Source organism: Stenotrophomonas sp. GD03958 (assembly GCF_029839005.1).
In the GTDB taxonomy this organism is placed as follows: domain Bacteria; phylum Pseudomonadota; class Gammaproteobacteria; order Xanthomonadales; family Xanthomonadaceae; genus Stenotrophomonas; species Stenotrophomonas hibiscicola.
In genome coordinates, this window is the sequence record NZ_JAOBZT010000010.1 from 57431 (window position 1) to 83718 (window position 26288).

A 26288-nucleotide genomic window follows, 5' to 3' on the forward strand; every position below is an offset into this window, starting at 1 on the left:
GTCAGCACGCCGGATCGCGCCCACCGGCCGCGATCCGGTTGATGTCCGCGCACTCCACCGTCGCCGGCGGATGCTCCCTGGCGGCCAAGGCAATCATCGCCTGGCCCAGTGCCAGATTGCTGGTCATCAGCGATGGCGCAATCGCGCTGGCCAGCTTCATCAACGGCGCACCGCCCCAGTAAAGGGGCTTCAACAGGGCATGACGGGTGCCGGTGCCCGGGACCGGCCTGACACCGCCCGGGCGCAGCATCACGGTGCGCACCGGCAGGCCCTGCAATGCGACTTCGGTCTCGCCCTTGATCCTCAACGGCATCAGCCGGCTCCGAGGGTCCGCGCCGGCACCGGATACATACAGAAAGCACCCTTCGGGATTCGCAGCCGCCCAGGCAAGGGCCACCGCCAGAGTGGTGTCCAGGGTCACGCGTCGGTACTCGGCCTCTGCCGTGCCAACCGGTGGCGCCCCGGCACAGTAGAAGCAGGCATCGAACCCGGCCAGTTCATCCGACCGGTCCTGGATACGCAGGAAGTCCGGAACGATCAGTTCGCTGCCGGCGCCGCTCAGACTTCCCGGATGGCGGACCAGCGCTGTCAGGCCGGACACCTGTGGTGAGCGTTGGCAGGCCAGCGCCACACCTTGCCCGACCAGGCCTGCGGCACCGGTCAACAGAATCCGTAATGCGCCCGTCCCGGCCATCGTCATCCCCGCTAGAGTTTCACGAAACGCTGGATCTTCCGCGCCAGCCAGCCACTGAACACCAGCGGCGCATCCAGCGCTGACACGCAGATGCAGGGGACACCGGGCGCGGTCACCGGTTGATGCTCCACGTCTTCGTCCAGATCTGCCACGTCACCCGGCGCAAACAACCCCAGCGCATCGTTGTACGAACCCCGCAGGATCTGGGTCAGTTCGCTGCGGCCATGGCTGTGCATGGGCAGGCACTTGCCCGGGGCAATCTTCAGCATGATCAGCGAGGGCATCTGCTCGGCACGGATGCAATGCACGCCGGGCGCCATCCAGCGCCAACGCAGCTCGCTGAGCGATGCGCCGAAGTACGGGTGCAGTGATGCAGGAAGGTGGTCGGGGTCGGCCTCGGGCCGCTCCCTCGGCACAGGGCGCCTAGTTCCGGCGATGGCGCTCGGCGCCTCCGAGGCCAGCTGCATCAGCATGGCCTCGCGCAACTGCTCGCGACGCCCGTCGGCAGCGGGCGGTTGGGTCTGCTCCAGCAGCACCGAGCCGATTGCCTCGGCATCGCGCAGGCGCTGGCGGCAGTGGGGGCACTGCTCAAGGTGGGCACCGGCCACGATGCTCAACGGCGCCGGCAGCGCGCCGGCGGCATAGCTCATCAGCGTGGATTCGTGCAGGTGGTGGTGCGGATTCACAGCGCACCCCCCACTTTGGCCTGCAGCTGCAGGAACGCACGTCGCAGGTGTGACTTTACCGTCCCCAGTGGCATGCCCAGCGCCTGGGCAATCTCGCTGTGGCTCTTCGCCTCGAAATAGGACATCCGCACCAGCCTCGCCTGCACGGCGGGCAGCTCGTTGATGCGCTGGCGAAGGCGCGCCTGGTCGGCGAACTGCTCGGCACTGCTGCGCTCGATCACGTCCACGGCCGCGGCGTCTTCCACCGCTGCCTGCACCTGCATCCAGCTGCGCTCGCGACGGATGCGGTCGATCTGCAGGTTTCGCGCGATCCGGTACAGCCAGGTACTCAGCGCGCCCTGGGCCGCATCATACTCGGCCGCCCGCAACCACAGGCGCAGCAGGCACTCCTGCGCCATTTCCTCGGCCACGGCGTCGGGTGCCCCCAGGCCACGCAGATACACGCACAGCCGCGGCATGAAGTAGTCATAGATCCGCATGAAGCAGTCGCGGTCGCGCAGCCGCGCCACACTGTCCATGTCATCGGCCCAGTTCGTCGGCTCGCTGCTCGGCTGCTGGGAACTGGACACGGTGCGTGCGGTATCGAAGTTGAGGAGGGTGCTGGCGGCGTCAGGGTACATCTGCGTGAGCGGCGGGCAGGTGAAGGTCTGTCCTCTCTACGCGCAGGGGCGGCCATTGGATGCAGCAGGCACTGCGCATCCAAGCAGCCACGGCCACCGTATGACCTGAGCCTCCCTACCGGACGAATACCATGCGCACTGCCTGGCTGCTGCTATGCCTGCCCCATGCCGCGCTGGCGGCGCCCTGGCTGCGCAACGAAGGCGTGGCCACCTCGGCGCAGGGCGACCTGCTCTATCGTGAAGTGCACTGGCGGCGCGGCCCATCGGAGGGTGCCGAACGCTGGGTGCTCTATCAGTGCCCGGATGGCCGCCCCTTCGCCCGCAAGCATCTGCCGGCCAGCGCCCGCCCGCAGGCCCGGGGTTATTCGCTGCAGGACAGCCGTAGCGGGCAAACCGCTGAAGTCGACGCCAGTGGCGAATCGGTGTCCATCGCCTGGAAAGAAGATGCCGCCAGTGAGCTGCGTCAGCGTCGGCTTGAACTGGCACCGGATGCGGTGATCGACACGGGCTTCGACGCCGCGGTGCGCCTGCATTGGCCAGCGCTGCTGCGGGGTGAACGCATCAGCCTGCCCTTCCTGGTGCCGGGGCGGCAGCGCTTCTTCCCGGTGCAGGTGCGGCGCACCGAACCTGTTCGGTGGCAGGGCATCGACGCCCAAGCCATCGAGGTCAGTCTGGACACCTGGTACGGCGGCATCGCACCGCGCCTGTCGCTGGTCTATGCCAGCGCCGACCGCCGCCTGCTGGAGTTCCGCGGCACCAGCAACCTGCGCGATGCCCGCGGCACCTACCCACAGGTCACGGTGCGCTTCAGCTCGCCGGTTGCCGAGCGGTCCGCCAGCGAATGGCAACAGGCCTGGACGCAACCCCTGGTGGGGCGCTGCAGCGTGATGCCCAAGTGAAGCCGAAATTCCCCACAGCCGGCCGCATCCATTGCGCGCACTGCTGCGTAGAGGAAGACACGACACCCGCCGAGATCCGCCATGGCCTCTGTAGCGCCCCTCCCCCGCCGACCTTGGCGCCTGCTGCGCACCCTGAAGCGATGGGTCGACACCGGCAGCGCTGCAGACCACGCCGCTGGCGAGCCCGGACGCACCGACTGGCTGCGCGCCGTACCGTTCGCGTTGATGCACCTGGCGTGCATCGCGGTGATCTGGGCAGGTATCTCGTGGACCGCAGTGATCGTCGCCGCAGCCCTCTACGCAGTGCGCATGTTTGCGATCACCGCCTTTTACCACCGCTACTTCTCGCACCGGACGTTCCAGGCATCGCGAACGGTGCAGTTCGTGTTCGCGGTGATCGGCGCGTCCAGCGTGCAACGTGGGCCGCTGTGGTGGGCCGCCCACCATCGCCATCACCATCGGCATGCCGACCAGCCGCTGGACCCGCACTCGCCGCGCGAAGGCGGCTTCTGGCGCAGCCACATGGGCTGGTTCCTGACCCGTGAGGCATTCGCCACGGATCTATCGCGCGTGCCTGACCTGGCGCGGTTCCCCGAGCTGCGCTGGCTGGACCGCTTTGATACGGCGGTACCGGTACTGCTGGCTGCTGCGCTGTACGCACTCGGCGCCGGCCTGGAGCGCTGGGCGCCCGGACTGCACACCTCTGGCCCGCAGTTGCTGGTGTGGGGCTTCTTCATTTCCACCGTGGTGTTGTTCCACGCCACCGTCACCATCAACTCACTGGCCCACCGTTTTGGCCGGCGGCGCTTCGAGACCCGTGACGACAGCCGCAACAACCTCTGGCTGGCGCTGCTTACCTTCGGCGAAGGCTGGCACAACAACCACCATTTCTTTCCTGGCACCGTCCGCCAGGGGTTCCGCTGGTGGGAGATCGACCTGACCTGGTACGGGCTGCGCGCAATGGCGGCCTTCGGCCTGGTGAGGGGGCTCAAGCCCATCCCCGAGTGGGTACTGGCCAAGGCGAGGTACTGACATGCGCATCGCGATCATCGGCTCCGGCATCGCTGGCCTGGCCAGCGCCTGGTGGCTGGACGGCGAACACGAAGTGACGCTGTTCGAGGCCAACGATTACCTGGGCGGGCATACCCACACCCATGACGTGCAGGTGGCCGGCACGCGCATGGCGGTGGATACCGGTTTCATCGTCTTCAACCCCCTGCACTACCCGCTGCTGACGGCACTGTTTGAAGAACTGGGCGTGGCCTCGCAGCCGACCACCATGAGCTTCTCAATGCACAGCGAGCGCAGTGGCGTCGAGTACAACGCCACGTCGCTGGATGGCCTGTTCTGCCAGCGCCGCAACCTGGTTTCGCCACGCTTCTGGGGAATGCTGGCCGACCTGCGCCGGTTCTACCGGGATGCACCGCTGCTGCTTGCCGAAGGCGAAGGCCCGACACTGGGCCAGTACCTGCACAGCCAGCGCTACGGTGCTGCGTTCATCGACGAGCACCTGCTGCCGATGGCTTCAGCGCTGTGGTCGTCACCGACCGACACGGTCATGCAGTTCCCGGCCCGCTACCTGGCCCAGTTCATGGCCAACCACCAGATGCTGCAGATGACCGGGCGCGCACCTTGGCGGGTAGTCAGCGGTGGCTCGGCACGCTATGTCGATGCCCTGCGTGCCCGCTGGCGGGTACGCGAGCGGCTGGAATGTCCGGTCCATTCGGTCGAGCGCATGCCGTGGGGCGCGCGCGTGCACAGCGCGGCCGGCGTGGAGGGCTTTGACGAGGTCATCCTGGCGTGCCACAGCGACCAGGCGCTGGCCCTGCTGCGTGACGCCGATCCGGTCGAACGCGACGTGCTCGGCGCCATCCGCTACCAGGCCAACGAAGCAGTACTGCATACCGACGCATCGCTGCTGCCGCGCAACCGCAAGGCATGGGCCGCATGGAATGCACACGTTCCCAAGGAGCCAGGCGCGCCCTGTACGGTCAGCTATTGCATGAACCTCCTGCAGGGCCTGCCCGGTGACACCCCGCTGGTCGTGACCCTCAACCGCAGCGAGGCGATCGACCCGGCCAAGGTGCTGCGCAGGCTGCACTATGCCCATCCGGTCCACGACCACGCAGCGGTACGCGCGCAGCAGCGCTGGGCTGAGCTGCAGGGCCGCCGCCGCACTTGGTTCGCGGGCGCGTACTGGGGCTGGGGTTTCCACGAAGACGGCATCCGCAGCGCCCGCCGCGTGGTGGACGCGATGCGCGAGTGCACCCCGCACCGCGACACCATCGCATCCGGCGAGGTGGCAGCGTGAGTGCCAGCGCACTCTACTTCGGGCAGGTGATGCACCGACGGCATCATCCGCAGCCCCACGCGTTCCGCTATCCGATCGCGCAGCTGCTGCTCGATCTGGACGAGCTGGAGACCGTGTTCGCCGGGCGCTGGCTGTGGTCGGTCAATCGCCGCAACCTGGCCGAGTTCCGCCGCAGTGACTACTTCGGCAACCCTGCGCAACCGCTGGCCGATGCGGTGCGCGACCATGCCACGGCTACCCTGGGTTATCGGCCCACCGGCCCGGTGCGCCTGCTCACCCATCTTCGCTTCGCCGGGCACGTATTCAATCCGGTCAGCTTCTACTACTGCTACCGGGCCGATGGCAGCACCCTGGACTGCATCGTCGCCGAGATCACCAATACCCCGTGGAAGGAGCGGCACGCCTATGTGCTGCCGGTAGCTGCGGCCACCGGCGACGGGGCATCACTGCGCTGGACATTCGACAAATCCTTCCACGTCTCACCCTTCATGCCGATGGACTGCCGCTACGACTGGCGGTTCAACGCACCTGGTGATGATCTTCGCGTACACATGCAGGTCTGGCGCGACGGCGTTCGGCAGTTCGACGCCACCCAGTCCATGCAGCGAAGGGTGCTGGACGGCCCTGGGCTGGCCCGGGTACTGGCCTGCTACCCCCTGATGACCACGCAGGTGGTGGCCGCCATCCACTGGCACGCGCTGCGGCTTTGGCTGAAGCGCAACCCCGTGCACGACCACCCTGCTCTTGCCGAGAAACCACGATGAATTCGATGACTCCCCTGGTCGCCTTGCCACGTCCCGGCGCCCTGGATGCATTCCTGCGCCGACGCCTGCTGGCCCAGCTTGCCCCCATGCGCGACGGCCGCCTGTGCGTGCGTGATGCACTCGGCGAAGTCTGGCTGGGCGATGCGCATGGCGAACTGCATGTCACCGTCACCATCGATGACCCGGCGTTCTACCGCAAGGTTGCAGCGCAGGGCAGTGTGGGTGCAGGTGAAAGCTACATACAGGGCGAATGGCACTGCGATGACCTGGTGGCGCTGATTCGGCTGCTGGTACGCAATCGCGACCTGCTCGACGGCATGGAGCGTGGCCCGGCCCGCCTGGGCGGCTGGCTGTTGCGGGGCTGGAACCGCCTGCGCCGCAACAGCCGCGAGGGCAGCAGCCGCAACATAGCCGCGCACTATGACCTGGGCAACGACTTCTTTGCCCTGTTCCTGTCGCCGGACCTGATGTATTCCTCAGCCCTGTTCGACAAAGAAGACGAGTCGCTGGAATCCGCCTCCCGGCGCAAGCTGGACCGCATCTGCCAGCAGCTGAAGCTCAAACCGGGCGACCGCGTGGTGGAGATCGGCACCGGCTGGGGTGGTTTTGCGCTGCACGCCGCGCAGCACTACGGCTGCCACGTCACCACCACCACCATCTCCGCAGAACAGCATGCGCTGGCGGCAGAGCGCGTGCGCGCCGCAGGCCTGCAAGGCCAGGTCACGCTGCTGATGCAGGACTACCGCGACCTGCAGGGCCAGTTCGACAAGCTGGTGTCGATCGAGATGATCGAGGCCATCGGCGCCGAATACCTGGACACCTACATGGCGACGTTGCAGCGCCTGTTGAAGCCTGATGGCGTTGCCCTGCTGCAGGCCATCACCATCGAGGACCATCGCTACGAGCAGGCCCGGCGCAGCGTCGACTACATCAAGCGCTATGTGTTCCCCGGCAGCTTCATTCCGTCGATCAACGCGATCATGGTCGCCAAAACGCGGTCCAGCGACCTGCAGCTGATCGCCCAGCAGGACTTCGGCCACTCCTACGCGCTGACCCTGCGCGCCTGGCGCCAGCGCTTCCTCGTCCGGTTGCCCGACGTGCAGGCGCAGGGCTTCGATACGCGCTTCTGCCGCCTGTGGGAGTTCTACCTGGCCTATTGCGAGGGCGGCTTCCTGGAGCGCTCGATCGGGGTCTCCCATCTGCTGATGGCACGCCCGGGGCATCGCCCGGGCGCCTCATCGGGCCAAGGCAGTTGAGATGCGCCGGTTCTGGGCCAATCTGCTTGGCAACCAGCTGGTCTGGCTGTGCGCCGTGGCCGGCGCCGGGCGCGGCTGGCAGTGGCCGGCGTTGCTGGCAGCCTCTCTCTACATCGGCAGCCAGCTGCTGACGTCGCCGCAACCACGGCTGGACCTTCGGTTGATGGCGCTGGCGCTGGCCTGCGCCTGGCTGGTCGATGCCAGCGCCGCTGCGACCGGCACCGTTCGTTACGCCGCCGCCCCGCTCGCCTGGGCGCCTCCGCCGTGGATCATGGCGCTGTGGGCCGCGTTCGCGATGACGCTGACGACCTCGATGCGCTTCCTGCTGCGCCACCGTGCCCTGCCGGCGCTGTTCGGCCTGCTGCTGGCACCGCTGGCCTATCTGTCCGCGGCACGTGGCTTTGATGCAGTGCGGTTTGCTACGCCGGCATGGCAGGGCCTGCTGGTACTGGGTGCGGGCTGGTGCATCGCGCTTTCACTGCTGTGCCACTGCGCCCGTCGCGGCTCACGAGCCAGCTCGCCGCCCCTGGCTGGAGTTCCTTCATGAGCCATCTCCTGTGGGTCCTGCTGTACACCTTGCTGATGATGAGTTGGGGCTGGGCCTGGCAGCGCCGCCACCAGAACATCGGCGTGGTCGATGTGCTCTGGGCCAAGGGCGTCGGTGCATCGGCCCTGTTGCTGGCGCTGCTCGGCGACGGCGCGACGGTGCCGCGGATCGCGCTGGGCGTGCTCGGCGGCCTCTGGGGCAGCCGTTTGGCCCTGCACCTCTGGCACCGGGTCCGTAGCGAACCGGAAGACGGGCGCTACCGCTATCTGCGCGAACACTGGCAGGGCCACCAGGGCAAGATCTTTGGCTTCTTCATGGCGCAGGCATTGCTGGTGCTGCTGTTTGCCCTGCCCTTTGTCGCAGTGGCTGCCAACCCGAGCAGTCGCATGACGTGGTGGCCCGTGGCCGCCGCGCTGGTGTGGCTGCTGAGCGTCGGCGGCGAAGCACTGGCCGACCGGCAGCTGGCCCGGTTCCGCGCCGACCCGGCAAACAAGGGCCGCACCTGCCGCGAAGGGCTCTGGCGCTATTCCCGCCACCCCAACTATTTCTTCGAGTGGCTGCACTGGTTCACTTATGTGCTGCTCGCGGTCGGTTCGCCACTGTGGTGGCTGGCGTGGGCCGGCCCATTGCTGATGTACGTGTTCCTGCGCTACCTCAGCGGCATTCCATTCACCGAGAAACAGGCGCTGCGCAGCCGTGGTGACGACTACCGCGCCTACCAGCGCAACACACCGATGTTCTTTCCCTGGTTCCCCCGTTCTTCCAAGGAGCATTCCGCATGAGCGCGATCCCGTCACTGAATCCTGCCGAAGACGCGGAAACCGGGCTGATCGCCTGGGCTGAACGCGGGCTGGTCCCCGATGCGGCGGTGCGTGCGGGCATCCGCCGCTTGTGCGCACAACGCCTGCATGAGGAAAGCGAGGGTGGCATCGAAGGCCAGTCGGCGCGCTTCAGCCGGCGCATCGCCGAGCTGGCCGACAGCCCACTCGCATTGCACACCGACGCAGCCAACCGACAGCACTATGAAGTGCCAGCTGCCTTTTTCCAGGCCTGCCTGGGCAAGCGACTGAAGTACAGCAGCTGCTACTACCCCACCGGGCGCGAAACGCTGGACCAGGCCGAGGACGCGATGCTGGAACTGTACGGCCAGCGCGCAGGCCTGGTCGATGGCCAGCAGATTCTCGAACTGGGATGCGGCTGGGGCTCACTGACCCTGTGGATGGCAGAACGCTACCCGCAGGCCATCATCACCGCCGTTTCCAATTCGCACAGCCAACGCCAGCACATCATGGCGCAGTGTGAAGCCAGGGGGCTGCACAACGTCGAGGTGATCACCCGCGATGTCAACCAGCTTGAGCTGCCTGCGGCACGCTTCGACCGCTGCGTGTCGGTGGAGATGTTCGAACACGTGCGCAACTACGAGCGCCTGCTGGCGGGCATCGCTCGGTGGTTGAAGCCGGACGGCGCGCTGTTCGTGCACATCTTCGCCCATCGCACATTGATGTATCCGTTCGAGACAGACGGCGGCGACAACTGGATGGGGCGGCACTTCTTCACCGGCGGGCTGATGCCGGCAGCTGACACCCTGCTGCATTTCCAGCGCGACCTGCGGCTCGACCAGCGCTGGCTGCTGGACGGCACCCACTACCAGCGCACCGCCGACCACTGGCTGGCCAACCAGGATGCGGCCCGCCAGCAGGTGATTCCGGTGTTGATCGCAACCTATGGCCAGGCTGCAGCGAAGGTCTGGTGGCAGCGCTGGCGGATGTTCTGGATGGCCTGTGCCGAGTTGTTTGGCTATGACGACGGCCAGCAGTGGCTGGTGGCCCACTATCTGTTCCGACCCCGCTGAGGTGCAACATGAGCATGTTCTCGCTGCTTCCCCTGATCGCGGTCGGCCTGTTCGGTTCCGGCTGCAGTTCCAGCGACACCCGCCCGCTGCCGCGCCCGCCATCCGTGGATGTGCCGCGCTTCATGGGCGATTGGTATGTGATCGCGCATATCCCGTCGCGCCCCGAACGGGAGGCCTTCGACGCGGTGGAGAGTTACGCACTTCGTCCCGACGGGCGCATCCAGACCACCTTCACCTACCGCAAGGGCAGCTTCGATGCGCCGCAGAAGTCGATGCATCCCATCGGTCGTGTGGAGAAGGAAGGCAATGGCGCGATCTGGGGCATGCAGTTCATCTGGCCAATCCAGGCCGAGTACGTGATTGCCTGGCTCGACGAGAGCTACCGCCAGACCATCGTGGCGCGCAGCAAGCGCGACTACGTCTGGTACATGGCCCGCACACCACAGGTGTCCGAGCATGACTATGAGCAGGCGGTCGCACGGATTGCGGCCATGGGTTATGACACCCGCAAGCTCAGACGCGTGCCGCAGTCGGTCCGATGACACGCCACGACCCTTTGCGCTGGGCGGCATCGCCCGCCAACTTCTGAAGGGCCTGGATTCGGGCGTGGCGATCCATTACATCAATTAACACCCCTGGATTGATGGTTCGCGCACATTGACTCTTAGGAATAATCGCAAAAATCCAGCAAATTCGGTGCCCGGCGCGGCAGCAGCGCCAGAATGGTCGCCACGCCCTCCCGGGCGCCGATCACCTCCCAGCGCATGAATGGATACCCTGCACCGCGCCGTCTGCGGCTCGCACTGCTAGACGATCACGAAGTCGTCCGCCGCGGCACCGCCTTGCACCTGTGCCGCGACGTCCGCTTCAACATTGTCGCCAGCCACACCCACAGCGATGCGTTCATCGGCTGCCTGCGCAAGCTGGCAGTGGATGTCGCCATCATCGATCTCACCCTGGCGCCTGGCGACCGCAGCAGTGATGAGCTGGTTCCCCTGCTGCGGGAGCGCTTTCCTCATGTGCCCCTGCTGGCCTTCGCCACGCTGACGCCAACAACCCGCGTGGACCACCTTCTGGCGGCCGGCATCAGCGGCATTGTCAGCAAATCCGAGCCGCTGGAGATGCTGTCCGAGGCCATCGTGCGTGTGTCGCAGGGATTGTGCCGCCTGCCGGCCGATTGCCTGGTCCCGGCCTGCCGCGACGAACTCAGTCGCAATGAACGCGAAGTGCTGGACCTGCTCCTGTCCGGCCTGACCGTATCGGAGATCGCATTGCGCCGCCACCGCAGCGTCAAGACGGTCAGCACCCAGAAGGTGGCCGCCCTGCGCAAGCTCGGGCTGCGCAATGACGTGGAGATCTATGCGCTGCGAGAGCAGCGGAACCTCCGATGAGGCGCCGTGTTCGCCTCCGGTTGCATACCTTTGTGACCTCGTTGATGGTCCTGATCCTGCTGCCAGCAGCCTCGGCCGAGGATGCACATCTGCAGGCGTGGCCGGCGGGTCGCGAAGTGCGGGTCGCCACCGCGCCATCATTGCGCCCGCTGCCTGCACCACTGGCGGACTCGATCCCGCTCCCGACCCTCGCCCACGGCTATGCGCAGCTCGTGGCTGACCATTCCGGACTGCGCTTCCGTGACATCGCCTACACCAGCACGAGGGCAGCGGTCACTGCCGTCTGCCGGCACGAGGCCGATCTGGTGCTGGTGATGGGCGGCCCGGCGCATCGCCCACGGCCCTGCCCCGGCCTGATGGCATCCGGCGCCTTCGATGGCGGCAAGACGGTCCTGGCCGTGCGTAAAGGCGAGCACGCGCCACGTGACGTCGGCAGCGTGAAGGCGCAGGTGCTGGCCGTGATTCGCGGAGGCCCTTATGCCAGCTGGCTGGCAACCCACCATCCGCAGGTCCGCCTGCTGCACTTGCCCGATCGGCATGCAGCCCTGGCCGCCGTGGACAACGGCATCGCCGATGCTGCGATCGGCCTGGAAGCTACACTGCACGCGATGATCCGGCGGCACTTCGCGGGCAAACTGCAGCTTCTACCGTTCGAGAGCGACTTCTCCACCGATCTGCACCTGCTCGTGCGCCGCGAGGACCAGCAGCTGCTGACGCGCATCGACCAGGCACTGCACGACATCACGCTCGAAGAGCACGCGGGCCTGCTGGCATTGTGGGCGCAGCAGATGCTGCCCGCCTCCATCGAGAACGCGCTTGACCGGGTGCGCGCCCTGCACCTGCCCTGGCTGCTGTATGTGGCCGCAATACTCATCGGCCTGACCGTGTTCTGGCAGGCACTACGTTGGCGAATCGGTCGCACGGAACAACGCCTTGGGCGCGCGGCAGGAATGATCAGCCACGAAGTGCGCAATTCCGCGCAGACGATACTGGCTTCGATCGACCTGCTGAGCCAGTCGCGCCTGTCCAGGAGAGAGCGCGACCTGCTAGCGGCCGCGCGTGCCGCCGGCCACGCGCTGCGCAGGCTGCTCGACCGCTCGCTCGCGTTCTCGCGTCTGGCCAGCGGCAGCTTCAGGCCCCACGTCGTACCTTGCGACGTCGGCCAGCTCTGTGCCCATGCACTGGACGCGATCCGGCCGGAGGCACTGCGCAGGGGATTGTCCCTCAAGCTTGATTGCACGCCCGACCCCGCGCCGACGGTCGCACTCGATGCTGACGGGCTGCGCCAGATTGTCGACAACCTGCTGGGCAACGCGTTGAAGTTCACTGATGCCGGTGGCATCGAAGTGCGCCTGCAGCTGTCACCCATCCCGTCTGCCAGGGAGCTGTTGCTGGATGTGATCGACAGCGGCATCGGTATCGCCCCCGCGCAACTGCCGCTACTGTTCCGCCCGTTCCAGCAGGGAGAGGATGGCCAGAAGCGCGGCGGCACTGGCCTGGGCCTGACGATTGCGCGCGAGCTGGCCATTGCCATGGGCGGCAACCTGGCCGCGTACAGCGTACATGGGCGCGGCAGTCGCTTCACCCTGCGACTGCCGGCCCGCGCTGTCCCTCGCGATCCGCCCCCCATCGAGCGCCCGCAGCAGGCGCCGTTGACGGGCACAGAGCTGCTCCTGGTCGAGGACCATGCACTCAGCCGGCGCGTCGTGGCAGAGCAACTGCGTCGGCTGGGTGCCGATGTGTGCGCGGTTGCCGATGCGGAAACCGCGTTGGCCGAACAGACGCTGCGACCGCGCGGCACGGTGGTGCTGGATATCGGGCTCCACGGACGGGACGGCTACGGCTTGGCACAGCAGCTGCGCGCGCGGGCAAAGGCGCCCCTGCGAGTGATTGCCCTGTCCGCCCGCATGGGGCGCCGGCACGTGGCGCGCTGTCGCCGGGCCGGATTCGACGCCGTCCTGGTCAAGCCGCTGCAGGTGGCAGACTTGCTGCAGGCGCTGGGCCTTCCGCCTTCGGCGCACGCTGCCGCGCCTTGTAGCGCGCCGGGCGCCGACCCGGATTTCGCTGCGGATATCGCCCATGAGCTGGCCGGGATCGAACAGTCCCTGCAGGACGCCGATGCCGCGACATTGCGCCATCATGCGCACCGCCTGCAGGGCACGTTGCAGATGTGCCGGGCAATCGACCAGGCCGGCACCGCGGCCGCCCTGTGGGAGTTGGGGCAGCAGGCCACGCCCGACTGGGGCGAGGCATGGCGACTGCTGCAGGGATTGCAGCAGTGGCACGGCTCCCGCAAGGCGGAAGCCGTGCCTTCAAGCTGATCAGGCCGCCAGGCGCTCGACCTGGCGACGGGTCAGGTCGTTGAATCGTCCCAGCGACATCAGGTGCTGGTGGATCAGTGCCAGCCAGCCACTGCGGTGCCACTCGACCACGGTTGCTTCCGGCAGCGCGACGAACTTCTCGACGTCCACGACCAGGAAGCCGTTGAGATTGAACTCGCGGCCATCCGGAGTGCGCACGGTGGCGTTGCGCTCGACCAGCAGGCCGTTGTCGATCAGGGCCTTGGAGAAGGCCTGGGTCTGTTCGTGCTCGCGGGTGTACTGGCCGCAGAACTCCAGCGCCTGCTGCACCATGTCGGTGGCCTTGCCGTCCACGAACAGCGGCTGGCCTTCGTCACCCCCCTTGACCACGCGCGAGCTCTCTTCGTCGATGCCCAGCAGGAAGTCGTTGTCCGCACCGGTGTCGATGAAAATGAAGGGGTGGCGACGCAGGTAGGCCGGAATGTAGGCCTCGTCTTCCCACAGGCCGTCCTTGATGAACAGGTTCTGGTCGGACACACCGACGGCCGCCATCGGCACGGCGGTCGGGCCAGCAAACAGAATCGGGAAGTGGTGCAGGGCCAGCGAGAACTCGCCCAGCACCAGCGGAATGGCGTTGTTGCCGGCCGCAAACTCGAGCCTGCCCGGCAGGATGCGCAGATCGGCGTGCACATCGGCCTGCAGCGGCACCGGACGGGTATAGAACAGGGGAGCGCCGCTCGGCGCCGCTTCGGTGGTGGTGTCGCTGGTGGTGGTCATCTTGGGAACCGTTCAATCATGCGCGCCTGCCATCCCGGGCGCGCCAGCGGGAACAACCTGAATCCCGCATTATCAACAAGCTCGATGACAACGGCCACCCCACCGACGGCCTATTTCAGCTGCAAGGGGTAGCGCTGCCAGAGCACGTGCACCAGGAACCCGGCCAGCTCGGTGTCGCGCGCGCTCACCGCGGCACGGATCTTGTCCAGCAGCACCATGTCGCTGCAGGAACGCACGTCGGCATGGTTGGCCTGCCCCGCCCTGCGCGCACGATAGCGCGCCGCCCGTTGCGCATCGCTCATCGCGTACCCGAACTTGGGCGGACGGCCGCGCTTGCGCGGCAGGGTCAGCTCCAGGGTTCCGGGGTCTTTGTCATCACGCATGAGAGGGGTGCGGGCGGCGGCGAGCAACGGGGGGCGCAATTTATCGTGAGGCATCACTTTAATCCAGCTTTTTCTGCACTTTTGTTGCGATGCAGCGCCAATGTTGCCGTGTCGGTGCGGATCCATCCACGCATGGCGTGGATCTACTGCAGAGCTCGCGACCCGGTCACCCGCTAGATCCACGCCATGCGTGGATGCGGAAACCCGAACAAAAAAGTGGGAGCCCGCGAACGGGCTCCCCTCGTCTTCCTCATGCAGCGCGTACCGGTTCATAGCCGTGCAGGTGCGCTTCGCTGCTGGCCCGTCCCTGGCTGAGCGACCGCAGCGCGGTGGTGTACCCCACCAGCTGCGCCAGTGGCGCGAAGCCACTGACCTCGGCACGACCGTCCTGGTCGTCGATGCGGGCGATGCGGCCGTGGCGCCGGTTGAGGTCGCCGACTACATCACCGACCGACGCCGAAGGCGAATGCACCGTCACCGCCATCACCGGCTCCAGCAGCTGCGTGCCACCCTCGGCCAGCGCCGCCTTGATCGCCTCGGCGCCCGCACGGTGGAACGCCATCTCCGATGAGTCCTTGGCATGGGTCTGGCCATCGACAAGACTGACCTCGATGCCGACCACCGGATGACCCTGCGGCCCTTCCGACAGTGCGGCACGCACGCCCTTTTCCACCGCCGCGATGAAGCTGCGCGGCACCACGCCACCGACGATGCGGTCCTTGAACACCACCTGGTCGTCCTCACGCGGCGCCACGTCCAGCACCACGTGCGCGAACTGGCCCTGGCCACCGGTCTGCTTGACCAGCCGCCCAACGACACCCGTCATCGCGCGCATCGGCGTCTCCTGGTAGGCCACGCGCGGTGCACCTACGCCCACGTCGACGTTCCACTCGCTGCGCAGGCGCTCGACCATCACTTCCAGGTGCAGTTCGCCCATACCCCAGACCAGGGTCTCCGCCGTATCGCGATCGGTTTCAACGCGGAACGACGGATCTTCCTGGGCCAGGCTCGCCAGTCCCTGCGCCATCCGGATCAGGTCGGCCGCACGCGCCGGTTCCAACCGCCAGGCCAGCACCGGCGCCTGCGCCTGTATGTTCTCCAGGCGCAACGGCAGCGCACGGCCGCTCAGCGTTTCACCGCTGACCGCATCCTTCCAGCCCAGCACCGCGACGATGTCACCGGCCACGGCCTGTTCAATGTCGTGGGTCTGGTCGGCCTGCACCCGCACCAGCCGGCTGACCCGCCGTCCCTGCGGATGCTGCGAACTGGCCACCGCGTCGCCCACCTTCAAGGTGCCCGAGTACAGCCGCACGAAGCTGAGTGCACCGTGCTGCTGGTGGGTAATCTTGAACAGCAGCCCCGCCAGCGGGCCATCAGGATCCGGCGGCAAGACCACCTCGCCCTCATCGCTTTCGGCGCTGACGGCAGGGCGATCCAGCGGCGACGGCAGGTAATCGACCACGGCATCCAGCAGCGTCTCGATGCCCTTGTCCTTGAACGCAGCACCGGCCAGCACGGGCACGCCCGCACCCGCCAGCGTCGCCCGGCGGATCGCCGCGCGCAGCGCCCCGGCATCGATCACCCGACCTTCCAGCCAGGCATCGGCCAGTTCTTCGTCATGATCGGCCACGGCTTCGACCAGAGCATCGCGCTGGGCTCGCCACTGGACACGTGCCGCGTCGTCCCACGGTCTGATGGTCGTCGCACCGTCGCGCCACTGCAGCACGCGCTCATCGACCAGGTCGACCCAGCCGTTGAAGTCGCTCTCGCTGCCCAACGGCACGCCCAGCGCCCACGGCCGCGCCTGAAGCTTGTCCTGAAGCTGCTCCAGTACGCGCTCGAACGACGCGCCGACGCGGTCCATCTTGTTGATGAAGGCGATCAGCGGCACGCGATGACGGCGCGCCTGGCGCCACACCGTCTCGGACTGCGGCTGCACGCCATCCACGGCCGAGAACACGGCCACGGCGCCGTCGAGCACGCGCAGCGAACGTTCGACTTCGATGGCGAAGTCGATGTGGCCAGGAGTGTCGATCAGGGTCAGCCGATGCGGCGGCAGGTCACGCGGTGCCCACTGCGCCTGCACGGCGGCCGCGCCGATGGTGATGCCCCGTTCGCGCTCGATTGCCGAGAAATCGGTGGTCGCATTGCCGTCGTGCACTTCGCCGACGCGATGGATCTCGCCGCTTTTCCACAGCAAGCGTTCGGTCAACGTGGTTTTGCCGGCGTCGATGTGGGCAATGATGCCAAGGTTGCGACGACGGGAAAGGACTTGGGTGTTCATGAGAAAGGTTCCTGCAAAGCCAACTTCGGGGGCCGCGCACCCCGGTTGGCGACAGGGTGCGCGGCTAGCGTTCGGTCTCGGCGATCTGGTGCATGGCACGTTCTCCTTTGCAGTACTGGGTAGCGTCGAGTACGTAGAGTCGACTGGGTAGCGTCGACTGTTAGTCGACTCACAAAAAACAAAAACGAAAAGAGCGCCCCGGAGGGCGCTCTGTCGAAGGTCCAGCGATGGCCGTTTCAACGGTCTCGTGGGGCTCCAGGCAGACACGCCCGTTCCGCGCTGGCGCGGGTCAGGGTGAAAAACTTCAGGAGCGGCATCCGATTCATGGGGCGCATTCTAGACCTGCCAATCTGGCGCGCAAGTGAATATTGAACGCATAAATGGAACGATGCACACCACAGTAGAACCACCCCGCGGGTGGCTGTGATGAGTGCCTGACGCCTTACTTGCACCCATGCAGCGTGCGGGCATCCGCCACGGTCGCTGCCTGGTCATCCCCCATCGAAATCCACCCCTTCAACGACATCGCCGGATCCACATGCGGCTGCCGTGCGCCACCGTGGACCACCACTTCGGTCCAGCTGCCCACCGGCGCCAGTTCGGACAAGCGCGCCGCCTGGTCGTCCTCGGTGCTGAACATGTCGTCCGGACCCGCCGGCGGCGTGGCATTCACGGTTTCCGTCTTGCGGGTCCGGACCCGAAGTGCACCGTCCGGCAGCCGCTGGGTGATCACTTCGTATCGCTCAACACCATACGCCCAGCTATTTTCGCCAACGCTGCGGGTCTCGATGCCATCATCCGCCACAGCCACCCTCTCCCCTGCCGGCCCGACAACGCCCGCGACAGCCGCCAGGCCGGACATCAATGCCTGATAGACGATCATCTGCCGCTGCTCGGTGGTCAACGCTCCGGCCTTGAGCTTGGCCGCAGGAATCTTCAGATACGCCGTCTCCCTGCACAGCACCAGCACCTGCTGGTCGTCCCAACTCACCGACATTTCCTCGTTGGCGAAGTACTGCGTCTTCATCGACGTCACAGCGGCGCCCTCGCCACTGGAATGCCGGGTTTCTATCAGCGAGGCGTTCTCGGCCGCGTCGGTCAGCGAAACCTGGGAGGTCGAAGCTGCATGGGCTGCGCAAACGGAACCAATCATCGTGGCAAGCAGCACACTGCGCGTGGCGGTACGGAACATGGCATCAGCCCATTGAAGAAAACGAAGCAACCATGATACCCGGAGCAACCCGGCGGCCTTCGTTCAGGTCACCACAACCAGCGGCACCCCACGACGCGGATGCTCCAGCACCACCACATCCTGCTGGTAGACACGCTGCAGGTTGTCTTCGGTGAGCACCTGCAGCGGCGTACCATCGGCCGCCACCCTGCCCTGTTCCAGCAGCACGACGCGATCGGCGTAGCCAGCCGCCAGGTTCAGATCGTGCAGCACCACGATCACGCACGCACCGGCCTCGGCGCAGGCACGCACGCTACGCAATGTGCGCTCCTGGTGACGCAGGTCCAGCGCGGCGGTCGGCTCATCGAGCAGCAGCAGCGGCGTATCCTGCGCCAGCACACGCGCGAACGTGGTCCGGGCGGACTCGCCACCGGAGAGCTGCTGCACCTCGCGCAGGCGCAGCGCCTGCAGTTCGGCGGCATCGATGGCCGCTTCCACCCGGGCATCGTCCGTGACCGGGTCCGGCGGGTGTGGCAACCGGCCCATCGCCACCACCTCCTCTACGCTGAAGGCGAAACGAACGCCGTGCTCCTGCGGCATCACCGCGCGCTCGCGCGCCAGCGGCCCGGCCTTGTAGCTGGCCAGCGGTTTGCCCAACAGGCGCACCTCGCCCGCATCGGCGCGCAGGTCGCCGGCCGCTACCGCCAGCAACGTGGACTTGCCCGCGCCGTTCGGGCCAACCAGCGCGGTCACCGTACCCGGCTCGAACGCCAGCGAGATGCCATGCAGGATCTCGCGCTGCTGGCGACGCACCACCACCTCGTGCAGCTTCAACAGCACGCTCATGGGGCCGCCTTGCGGCGCTGCTGCAGCACCAGCCAGAGGAAGAACGGCGCGCCCAGCGCGGCCGAGAACAAGCCCAGCGGAATCTCCGCGGGCGGATCGAGCGTGCGGGCCGCGGTGTCGGCCACCACGATCAGCAGCGCACCGAGCAGCCCGGACAACGGCAGCAACCAGCGATGACCCGGGCCGACCAGCAGGCGTGCCACGTGCGGCACTACCAGGCCAACGAAACTGATCGAACCGGCAAACGCCACCGCCGCGCCCACCAGCAGCGCACTGAACGCCACCAGACGACGCCGCGTGCGGGTCACGTCCAGCCCCAGATGCTGCGCCTGGCGTTCGCCCAGCGCCAGCATGTCCAGCGGCGTGGCCAACCGCTGCAACGCGAACGCGCCGATCGCAAACAGGGGCACCACCGCCGCCACATCGGCCCAGTTGGCACGCGCCAGCGAGCCCATCTGCCAGAACACCAGCGACTGCAGTTCGCTTTCGCTGGCGATGTACGTGAGGAAACCGATCAGCGCGGAGCAGAACGCGGCCATCGCGATGCCGACCAGCAGCAGCGTGGCGTTGCCACTGCCTTTGCCGGGCCGCGCCAGCGCGTAGGTCAGGCCGATCGCCAACGCACCGCCAGCGAACGCCGCCACCGGCACCAGCCAGCCCGCTGCGCCCGCAGCGCCGAGAACAATGGCAGCCACCGCACCCAGCGCAGCACCCTGGCTGACACCGACGATGCCGGGGTCGGCCAGCGGATTGCCGAACAGGCCCTGCAGGCTGGCACCGGCCATCGCCAGCGATGCACCCACCATCGCGCCTAGCAAGGCACGCGGAATGCGCAGCTGCCAGACCACGGCGAGGTCGCGGCTACTGACCGCCTGCGGATCGAGCAGACCCAGCTTCACCGCCAACGCCTGCATCACCTCCAGCGGTGGCAGCCGCAGCGGGCCCACAGCGAACGAGGCCAGCACCGCACCCAGCAGTGCCAGCAACGCCACCAGCAACATCGTCCGCCCGCGACGGCGGCGCCGATCCGCCGGACTCATGCCTTCGGCAACGCCGCCAGGGCCTTGGCCAGCGCCAGCGCGCCAGCACCGGAACCGACACTGGTGTACTTCAGCTGCACGTCCGGCATCACCCAGACCCGATTGGCCTGCCCGGCCGGGGTCTGCTTCAGCGTCGGGTACGCCTTCCACAGGCCCTCGGCACCACCGAACAGCTGCAGGTCATGCTCGGTCACCAGGATCACCTCGGGCGCTGCGGCGACCACGCCTTCATTGCTCAGCTGCGAGTAGTTCTTCACTCCCGCCTCGGTGCCGATGTTGACGCCGCCAGCCAGCGCGATCAGCTGCGCCGAGGCGCTGTCGGCACCGGCAACAGTCGGTGAGCCGCCAGCGCCGGTGGCCGAGACGTGGATCAGTCGTGGCGCATGGCCCAGGCCCTTGCCAATCGCTGCAGCCTCGTCGAGCTGACGCTGCACCTGCGTGGCCAGTGCTTGCCCTGCCTCGGCCAGCCCTAGTGCCGCGGCGACCTTGCGCACCTTGTCCGGCGCTGGCTGCAGGTCATCGATGACCACCGCCGGCTCGCCCACTTCGCGCAGTTTCCTGGCCAGCTCGGTATGGCGGCGCAGGCTGTTGCCGAGGAACAGCGAGCCCTGCAGGCTCAGCACGCCCTCCACGCCAGTGGTCCGGTTGAACAGGAACTGGTGCGGCGCGGCCAGGCCGGCCTGGGTGGTGGTGTTGGTCGGCGCGGCAAATACCTGCTTGCCCAGCCCCAGTGCTTCGATCACCGCGATGACGTCGTCGCCACCGGCGATGATCCGGCTGGTATCGGCCACTTCGATATCGGCGCCATCATCGGAATGCACCTTGGCCGGCAGCACCGCCTTCTGGCCGTGCACGGCCGGCATTTCGGCTCCTGCCACGCGCTGCCAGCCTGCCGGCAGCGCGGTTTCCGCAGCGGCCGCCGTTGCTGCGGGCGACTCGGCAGGCGTATTGGCATCAGAGGGAGCCGACGAGCCACCACAGGCAGCCAGCGCCAGCGAAACAGCCAACGGAAGCGCACACAGGCGCAGACGGGACGCGATGTTCATGCACAATCTCCTTGCTGGCAGGGCGACGCGCACGCCGCCCCACCGTGTGACTTACTGCTTCGGGGTGATGCGGGTGATGCGGTCACCCTTCGGGTCTTCGCCGCCGCGCGACTTGTTCACCGCGAACACGTTGCCCTTGCCATCGGCGCGGACGTGGTTCGGCAGCGTGCCGCCATCAAGATTGGCGACCACCTTGCCGTCACCGTTCACCACGGTGACCGTGCCAGCGCCACGGTTGCTGACGTAGGCCAGGCCAGAGGCATCATCGAAGGCGACGTTCAGCGCGCCGGCGCCGACCGGCACATCGTGCAGCACCTTGCCGGCGGCCACGTCGACGATCAGCAGGTTGTCGGTGCCCTGCGAGGCCACGTACAGGCGGTTGCGCGCCGCGTCGTAGGCCACGCCCGAGGCACTGATCGAATTGCCCAGATCGATGACCTTCTCGACCTTGCCGCTGGCCACATCGATCACCGCCGCTTCCGGGGTGCCGATGCTGACGGTGAACAGCTTGCCGCCCTTCTCGTCCAGCACCAGGCTCATCGGGGTGAACGTGCCGTCGTCCACGCCGGATTCCAGCGTCACCTGCGGCAGTTCCTTGAAGGTCTTCGCATCGAACACCGACAGGTGGTCCTCGCCGGTGGCAGAAGCGAACACCTTGCCGCGCGTGCCGTCGACCACCACGTCGCGCGCGTGCGGCACGGTGTCGACGGGGAACTGGTGGACCAGCGACAGGTCCTTCTGGCGATAGACGGCGATCGAGTTCTGGCGGGTGTTGGTGACCCAGACATTGCCGTGGGTGTCATCCACGCCCACGCCGTAGACCGCGTACACCGCACCATTGGTGCTGCCCGGCACCTGCGCCGGGGTGATCGCCTTGGTCACCTTCAGCGACGTCGGGTCCAGCTTCAGCAGCTGCGACTGGGTCACCGGCGGGCGACCCACCGCCGAGGTCACGAACACCGCGTTGCTGGCGGCGCTGTAGGCGGACTGGTACAGGCCCGGCACCAGCTTGTTGGACTGGGTGGCGAACTGCGCCTGGCCGGACAGTGGCAGCTGCGGCGAGACGCGCAGCTTCAGGACGGTGGCCGCAGCCGGTTGGCTGGCGCGCACCACCACCGGATGGGTGCCCGGCACCGCGTCGGCCGGAATGCTCAACTGGGCCTTGAAGTTGCCATCCGCGTCGACCACCAGCGGCTGCGCGTTGAGCACGCTGTCACCGCGCAGCAGGCTGACCTTCTGGCACGGCACGAACCCACGGCCGACCACGTCGGCAGTGCTGCCGGGAACCACGTTCTCACCGCGTGAGACGACTTCACCCTTGAAGGTGGCGTTGGCCGGCTGGTCGAACACCGGCTGCGCGGTGGCGGTCACCGCCAGCAAGAGGCCGGCGGCGAGAGAGGTGAGACGGAAAGACGGACGGAACGACATGGAAGGCTCCTTGCACACGTAGGCCGCGCCACGCGGCGCGGGAGTCATCGGTTGCCTGGGCCGCTGCACGCCGGCAGCCTCGCCTGGGTAGTGGGGTCGCACGGCATCGCGTGCGAAGGCATTCATTCGGCGGCGTTGTCCCCGCCCCTGGGCGCGCCATCGCCGGCGCTGCGGTCGGTCACGCCGTACAGTTCATGCAGCGCGGCATGGAACGAGGCCGGCAGCATCGGGCCGTGTCCCAGCCCCGGGAACTCGCGGTACTGCACGCTCAGGCCCTCCACCTTGGCCAGCCGCTCGGACAACTGCATCGCCGCATCCGGCGTGGCACCGCCAATGCGGCGCAGGTGCGCGACCACCCGTGGATTGCTCAGGTCGCGCTTGCCACGATCACCAACACGCTCGGCACCGCCCAGCATCAGCCACAGCTTTGCCGGCTGGCCATGCACGTTCTGCACGAACTGCTGTTCCGGATCACCCAGCGCCGCGCCCTGGCTCCACCACAGCGAGGGACTGGCCGCCAGATAGGACTGGAAGGCGGCGGGGCGGGTGTAGAGCGCATTGAGCACGAACAGCCCGCCCAACGAGTGCCCCCACAGTGCTTGCTGCTGCGTATCGATGTGTGCGCGTCGCTCGACTTCCGGCTTGATGCGGCGTTCGATCACATCCAGGAAAACCGCAGCACCACCGCCAGCTGCCTGGGTCGTACCGCTCTCGTCATCGGCACGGTCGATCCACGCGGTGTAGTCGCGGGTGCGCGCCCTGGAATCGATGCGCAGGTCGTTGTCGTAGCCGATCAGCACCAGCACCGGCGGCGCCTTGCGCGCGGCCAGCTCGGCCAGCAACGGCTGATCTAGGACCATGGCGACGGCGTTGCCGTCCAGCGCGTACAGCACCGGAGAGGGCACCTTGCTGGCCTTGACCGGGATCGCCAGGTTCACCCGCCAACGGCGCTGCTGGTCCGGGCTGTCCAACACGAAATGCTCGAAGCGATAGCTGGCCGCCGGCTCGTCGAGCACGGTGTGGCCGATCTTCTGCAGCGGATTGCGCTGCTGCGCATGGGCGTACGGGGTGGCCAGGAGCAGACCCATCATCAAGGCGGCCATGCCGCGGGCCAGTGGACCACGGCGCAAAGGCGGGACGAAATGCTTCATCAGCGGCGGCACGAGCGGCCGATGGCCGCCGGTTCACAGGGGACCGCAGTCTACCTTAAACGCGAATGATTATCACATCGATCAAATGTCACACTGTGTCTCACGCGCGCGATGCGTTCATTTTCCCGGTTGCGCCGGAAACACCGAATCCACTATTTTGCCGGGCAGCGGGGCGCAGGAGCGCCCTTCCCTCGCAGGGCTGCGGATGGATGGGCAATCGAGCCATCGGCCGCGCCCTGTCCCTTGCCAAACCCATCCACGCATGGCGTGGATCTGTTCACCACCACCCACGGGAATGGATCCCGTGACTGCGAGAACATCTTGAAGCGCACCGCCCTGATCGCCCTTTCCCTCGGCCTGCTTGCACCGCTGGCCGCCCATGCCGCACAGGACCTGCCAACGCTCTACCAGGCCTTTGAAGAAGCCGGCAATTCTTCACTGGGCATGGACGAACTCAACCAGACGGTGACATTCACTGCCGTGGCACTGAGCGTTTCCAGCAACCTGGCGGGCGAACCGCTGATCGAGGCCGGCGATGACCAGGGCAATGTCCTGGCCCGGCTGACCAGCGACGATGAGCAGCAGGCGGCCAAGCTGGGCGCGCTGGAAGAAGGCGCGACCTTCACCGCCAGCTGCACGCTGCAGTTCAGCTCGGGCACCGATTACCTGTCCTTCGGCGATTGCACCATCAAGTAAAGATGAAGCCGGCAAAATGCCGGCTTCATTTCTTTGCCTCTGTAGCGTCGAGCCATGCTCGACTCATGCATCATCACGGCCCCGCAGGCACCGGACCATAAACGTTCTCCTGCGGCGTGCCCGGCAGCAGCGAGAAGATCATGATCACGATCCCGCCCCCCGGCACCAGCGCCAGCGTCAGCGTCAGCGTCAGCGTCAGCGTCAGCAGGAACAGCCAGCCCGACTGGTTGCAGTCATGTCAACGCCATTTGACCAGCTCAGCAACATCACTACGCTAGGCAAATGAAGAGCATCTTTATCGCGTTACTCCTGACGTCCACACCGCCCTCAGCAGAACCCGGACACATAGAGCCCGGCTACATAATGGGCAGCCTCAAGGCAAACCCGTCTCCGATGCCTGCCGCGCTCAAAGCAATGGATGCGAAATGGGAAATGGACTACAAAACGCTGCGCCGTTTCCTGTTAAAGGCTGGATGGGTCGCGACGCCACGCGAGTATTCTCACCCTACCGTCTACGGATTTCCCGAGGTCAATTGTGGCCAAGGTTGGCAGGCGGCCTGCTCGTCCGGCTTTCACAAAGGCAAGCAGGAAGTCTTTCTCTGGCTTCATCCAACAGACACCAACCTGATCCTAATCGGCGCAGATTGACGTATCCGCCACATGCACGGGCTCAGCGACCCTTCGCGGCCCGCGCCGCCTCACGCTCGGCGCGCAGCCGATCCAGCTTTTCCTTCAACTTGATTTCCAGCCCGCGCGGCACCGGGTTGTAATACACGCGCTCACCCATCGCATCCGGGAAACCCGTCTGGTCCAGCGCGATGCCCCCTTCGGCGTCGTGGTCGTACTGGTACTCGGCGCCGTAGCCCAGCTCCTTCATCAGCTTGGTCGGCGCATTGCGCAGGTGCAGCGGCACCTCTTCGGTACCACTCTGGCGCACGTCGGCCTTGGCCTGGTTGAACGCGGCGTAGCCCGCGTTCGACTTGGCGGTGCTGGCCAGGTACAGCACCAACTGGGCGAACGCGAGCTCGCCTTCCGGGCTGCCGAGCCGCTCGTAGATGTCCCAGGCTTCCAGCGCCATGCTCTGCGCGCGCGGATCGGCCAGGCCGATGTCCTCGATCGCCATGCGGGTCAGCCGGCGCGCGAGATAGGACGGATCGCAACCGCCGTCCAGCATGCGGGTCAGCCAGTACAGCGCAGCATCGGGGTTGGAGCTGCGCACGGACTTGTGCAGCGCCGAAATCTGGTCGTAGAACTGCTCGCCGCCCTTGTCGAAGCGGCGGGTACGATCGGCCAGCACCTGGGTCAGGGTCTGTGGCGTGATGCGCCCCCCCTCCCCGCCCGCCAGTTCGGCGGCGATTTCCAGCAGCGTCAGCGCACGACGCACATCACCGTCGGCGGCGGTCGCAATTTCCAGCAGCAGCTCGGGAGCGACCTCGATGTGCTCTTCACCCAGGCCGCGCTCACGATCACCCAGCGCACGCTCCAGCGCCTCGACGATGTCGGTCGGCGAAACGCCTTCCAGCACATGCACGCGGCAACGCGACAGCAGCGCCGAATTCAGCTCGAACGATGGATTCTCGGTGGTGGCACCGACGAACAGGATGGTGCCGCGCTCGATATGCGGCAGGAACGCGTCCTGCTGCGCCTTGTTGAAGCGATGTACCTCATCCACGAACAGCACGGTGCGGCGGCCTTCGGCGAAGCGTTGCGCGGCCTCGGCCAGCACCTGGCGCACCTCCGGCAGGCCGGACAGCACGGCAGAGATGGCGCGGAATTCCGCATCGGCGTACTCGGCCAGCAGCAGCGCCAGCGTGGTCTTGCCGCAGCCCGGCGGCCCCCACAGGATCATCGAATGCACGCGACCGGATTCGACCGCGCGGCGCAGCGCACTGTCCGGCGCCAGCAGGCGCTTCTGCCCGACCATTTCGTCCAGGGTGCGGGGGCGCATGCGCTCGGCCAGCGGGCGCATGTGTTCCCGATCGACGCTCAGCAGATCGGGTCCGGGGAATGAAGTGGAGCGATGTCTTGGCACCCGGTCATTGTACCGCGCCACCCAACGGTAGCGCCGAGCCGTGTCCGGCGGGCGGGACGCGATGTCTGGTAGTGCCGACCGCTGGCCGGCAGATCAACAGCATGTCAATCAAGG

26 protein-coding genes and 1 pseudogene are annotated in these 26288 nt (G+C 66.9%); 13 read left to right on the forward strand and 14 right to left on the reverse strand.

The features are described 5' to 3' along the window. Position 1: 1 nt before the first annotated feature. Genes N5C25_RS05150 through N5C25_RS05160 form a run of 3 tightly spaced genes read right to left on the reverse strand, consistent with a single transcriptional unit; the run spans position 2 to position 2000 of the window. Entirely contained in the window at positions 2-694 is a 693-nt protein-coding gene (locus N5C25_RS05150) for an oxidoreductase (protein WP_058981686.1), read from the reverse strand. Positions 695-705: 11 nt separating this feature from the next. Then, entirely contained in the window at positions 706-1380 is a 675-nt protein-coding gene (locus N5C25_RS05155) for a ChrR family anti-sigma-E factor (RefSeq protein WP_155029522.1), read from the reverse strand. Further along, positions 1377-2000 carry a sigma-70 family RNA polymerase sigma factor gene (locus N5C25_RS05160; RefSeq protein ID WP_058981669.1) on the reverse strand — a complete coding sequence of 208 codons (624 nt, stop codon included), beginning with the start codon at positions 1998-2000 and terminating at the stop codon, positions 1377-1379. Before N5C25_RS05160 ends, N5C25_RS05155 begins: the two co-directional genes overlap by 4 nt. Positions 2001-2131: 131 nt before the next feature. On the opposite strand from N5C25_RS05160, the gene N5C25_RS05165 reads away from it, so the two are divergent. The 11 genes from N5C25_RS05165 (at position 2132) to N5C25_RS05215 (ending at position 13341) form a co-directional block, all read left to right on the forward strand. Next, positions 2132-2899: a hypothetical protein gene (locus N5C25_RS05165; RefSeq protein WP_058981671.1), complete on the forward strand. Its 768-nt coding sequence runs from the start codon at positions 2132-2134 to the stop codon at positions 2897-2899. 81 nt (positions 2900-2980) lie between these two features. Further along, positions 2981-3931 carry an acyl-CoA desaturase gene (locus N5C25_RS05170; RefSeq protein ID WP_279936553.1) on the forward strand — a complete coding sequence of 317 codons (951 nt, stop codon included), beginning with the start codon at positions 2981-2983 and terminating at the stop codon, positions 3929-3931. Position 3932: 1 nt separating this feature from the next. After that, on the forward strand, positions 3933-5210 hold the full coding sequence (locus N5C25_RS05175) for an FAD-dependent oxidoreductase (protein ID WP_251102025.1): 1278 nt from the start codon (positions 3933-3935) through the stop codon (positions 5208-5210). Then, the gene (locus N5C25_RS05180) at positions 5207-5974 is read left to right on the forward strand and encodes a DUF1365 domain-containing protein (RefSeq protein ID WP_058981676.1); all 768 of its coding nucleotides are present in this window, start codon (positions 5207-5209) and stop codon (positions 5972-5974) included. Before N5C25_RS05175 ends, N5C25_RS05180 begins: the two co-directional genes overlap by 4 nt. Further along, complete coding sequence (locus N5C25_RS05185) at positions 5971-7230, forward strand: cyclopropane-fatty-acyl-phospholipid synthase (RefSeq protein WP_279936554.1); 1260 nt, start codon at positions 5971-5973, stop codon at positions 7228-7230. Before N5C25_RS05180 ends, N5C25_RS05185 begins: the two co-directional genes overlap by 4 nt. 1 nt (position 7231) lies before the next feature. After that, the gene (locus N5C25_RS05190; protein WP_262213642.1) at positions 7232-7777 is read left to right on the forward strand and encodes a DUF2878 domain-containing protein; all 546 of its coding nucleotides are present in this window, start codon (positions 7232-7234) and stop codon (positions 7775-7777) included. Next, the gene (locus N5C25_RS05195) at positions 7774-8559 is read left to right on the forward strand and encodes a DUF1295 domain-containing protein (RefSeq protein ID WP_279936555.1); all 786 of its coding nucleotides are present in this window, start codon (positions 7774-7776) and stop codon (positions 8557-8559) included. The genes N5C25_RS05190 and N5C25_RS05195 overlap by 4 nt, the downstream gene beginning before the upstream one ends. Next, entirely contained in the window at positions 8556-9629 is a 1074-nt protein-coding gene (locus N5C25_RS05200) for a class I SAM-dependent methyltransferase (protein WP_279936556.1), read from the forward strand. Before N5C25_RS05195 ends, N5C25_RS05200 begins: the two co-directional genes overlap by 4 nt. A gap of 8 nt (positions 9630-9637) precedes the next feature. Continuing rightward, positions 9638-10171, forward strand: a complete 534-nt coding sequence (locus tag N5C25_RS05205) for a lipocalin family protein (protein WP_279936557.1) — start codon at positions 9638-9640, stop codon at positions 10169-10171. A 180-nt stretch (positions 10172-10351) separates the two neighbouring features. After that, the gene (locus N5C25_RS05210) at positions 10352-11020 is read left to right on the forward strand and encodes a response regulator transcription factor (protein WP_227844946.1); all 669 of its coding nucleotides are present in this window, start codon (positions 10352-10354) and stop codon (positions 11018-11020) included. Then, on the forward strand, positions 11017-13341 hold the full coding sequence (locus tag N5C25_RS05215) for an ATP-binding protein (protein ID WP_279936558.1): 2325 nt from the start codon (positions 11017-11019) through the stop codon (positions 13339-13341). The genes N5C25_RS05210 and N5C25_RS05215 overlap by 4 nt, the downstream gene beginning before the upstream one ends. Here N5C25_RS05215 and N5C25_RS05220 read toward each other — a convergent pair whose 3' ends face one another. From N5C25_RS05220 to N5C25_RS05260, 9 genes are all read right to left on the reverse strand, one after another. Further along, entirely contained in the window at positions 13342-14097 is a 756-nt protein-coding gene (locus N5C25_RS05220; protein WP_019659662.1) for a SapC family protein, read from the reverse strand. Between the two features lie 110 nt (positions 14098-14207). Then, complete coding sequence (locus tag N5C25_RS05225; protein WP_005409616.1) at positions 14208-14480, reverse strand: hypothetical protein; 273 nt, start codon at positions 14478-14480, stop codon at positions 14208-14210. Positions 14481-14730: 250 nt separating this feature from the next. Beyond that, complete coding sequence (gene fusA / locus N5C25_RS05230; protein ID WP_279936559.1) at positions 14731-16764, reverse strand: elongation factor G; 2034 nt, start codon at positions 16762-16764, stop codon at positions 14731-14733. Between the two features lie 442 nt (positions 16765-17206). Further along, a complete protein-coding gene (locus N5C25_RS05235) occupies positions 17207-17956 on the reverse strand; it encodes a hypothetical protein (protein WP_279936560.1) in 750 nt (249 codons plus the stop codon). A 63-nt stretch (positions 17957-18019) separates the two neighbouring features. After that, the gene (locus N5C25_RS05240; protein WP_279936561.1) at positions 18020-18781 is read right to left on the reverse strand and encodes a heme ABC transporter ATP-binding protein; all 762 of its coding nucleotides are present in this window, start codon (positions 18779-18781) and stop codon (positions 18020-18022) included. Further along, a complete protein-coding gene (locus N5C25_RS05245; protein ID WP_279936562.1) occupies positions 18778-19821 on the reverse strand; it encodes an iron ABC transporter permease in 1044 nt (347 codons plus the stop codon). Before N5C25_RS05245 ends, N5C25_RS05240 begins: the two co-directional genes overlap by 4 nt. Continuing rightward, the gene (locus tag N5C25_RS05250; RefSeq protein WP_099473133.1) at positions 19818-20867 is read right to left on the reverse strand and encodes an ABC transporter substrate-binding protein; all 1050 of its coding nucleotides are present in this window, start codon (positions 20865-20867) and stop codon (positions 19818-19820) included. Before N5C25_RS05250 ends, N5C25_RS05245 begins: the two co-directional genes overlap by 4 nt. 51 nt (positions 20868-20918) lie before the next feature. Then, entirely contained in the window at positions 20919-22295 is a 1377-nt protein-coding gene (locus tag N5C25_RS05255; protein WP_279936563.1) for an ATP-binding protein, read from the reverse strand. A gap of 122 nt (positions 22296-22417) precedes the next feature. After that, entirely contained in the window at positions 22418-23446 is a 1029-nt protein-coding gene (locus N5C25_RS05260; RefSeq protein WP_251102035.1) for an alpha/beta hydrolase-fold protein, read from the reverse strand. A gap of 321 nt (positions 23447-23767) precedes the next feature. Here N5C25_RS05260 and N5C25_RS05265 point away from each other — a divergent pair, with 321 nt between their 5' ends. After that, positions 23768-24142, forward strand: a complete 375-nt coding sequence (locus tag N5C25_RS05265) for a hypothetical protein (protein WP_180877454.1) — start codon at positions 23768-23770, stop codon at positions 24140-24142. A gap of 73 nt (positions 24143-24215) precedes the next feature. Here N5C25_RS05265 and N5C25_RS05270 read toward each other — a convergent pair. After that, positions 24216-24407: pseudogene (locus tag N5C25_RS05270) on the reverse strand (DUF805 domain-containing protein); the annotation flags it as partial. A gap of 98 nt (positions 24408-24505) precedes the next feature. Here N5C25_RS05270 and N5C25_RS05275 point away from each other — a divergent pair. Beyond that, positions 24506-24790 (forward strand): hypothetical protein, encoded by a 285-nt coding sequence (locus tag N5C25_RS05275; protein WP_279936564.1) that lies wholly within the window; start codon positions 24506-24508, stop codon positions 24788-24790. A gap of 22 nt (positions 24791-24812) precedes the next feature. Here N5C25_RS05275 and N5C25_RS05280 read toward each other — a convergent pair whose 3' ends face one another. Continuing rightward, positions 24813-26111 carry a replication-associated recombination protein A gene (locus N5C25_RS05280; protein WP_251102037.1) on the reverse strand — a complete coding sequence of 433 codons (1299 nt, stop codon included), beginning with the start codon at positions 26109-26111 and terminating at the stop codon, positions 24813-24815. Positions 26112-26288: the final 177 nt, after the last annotated feature.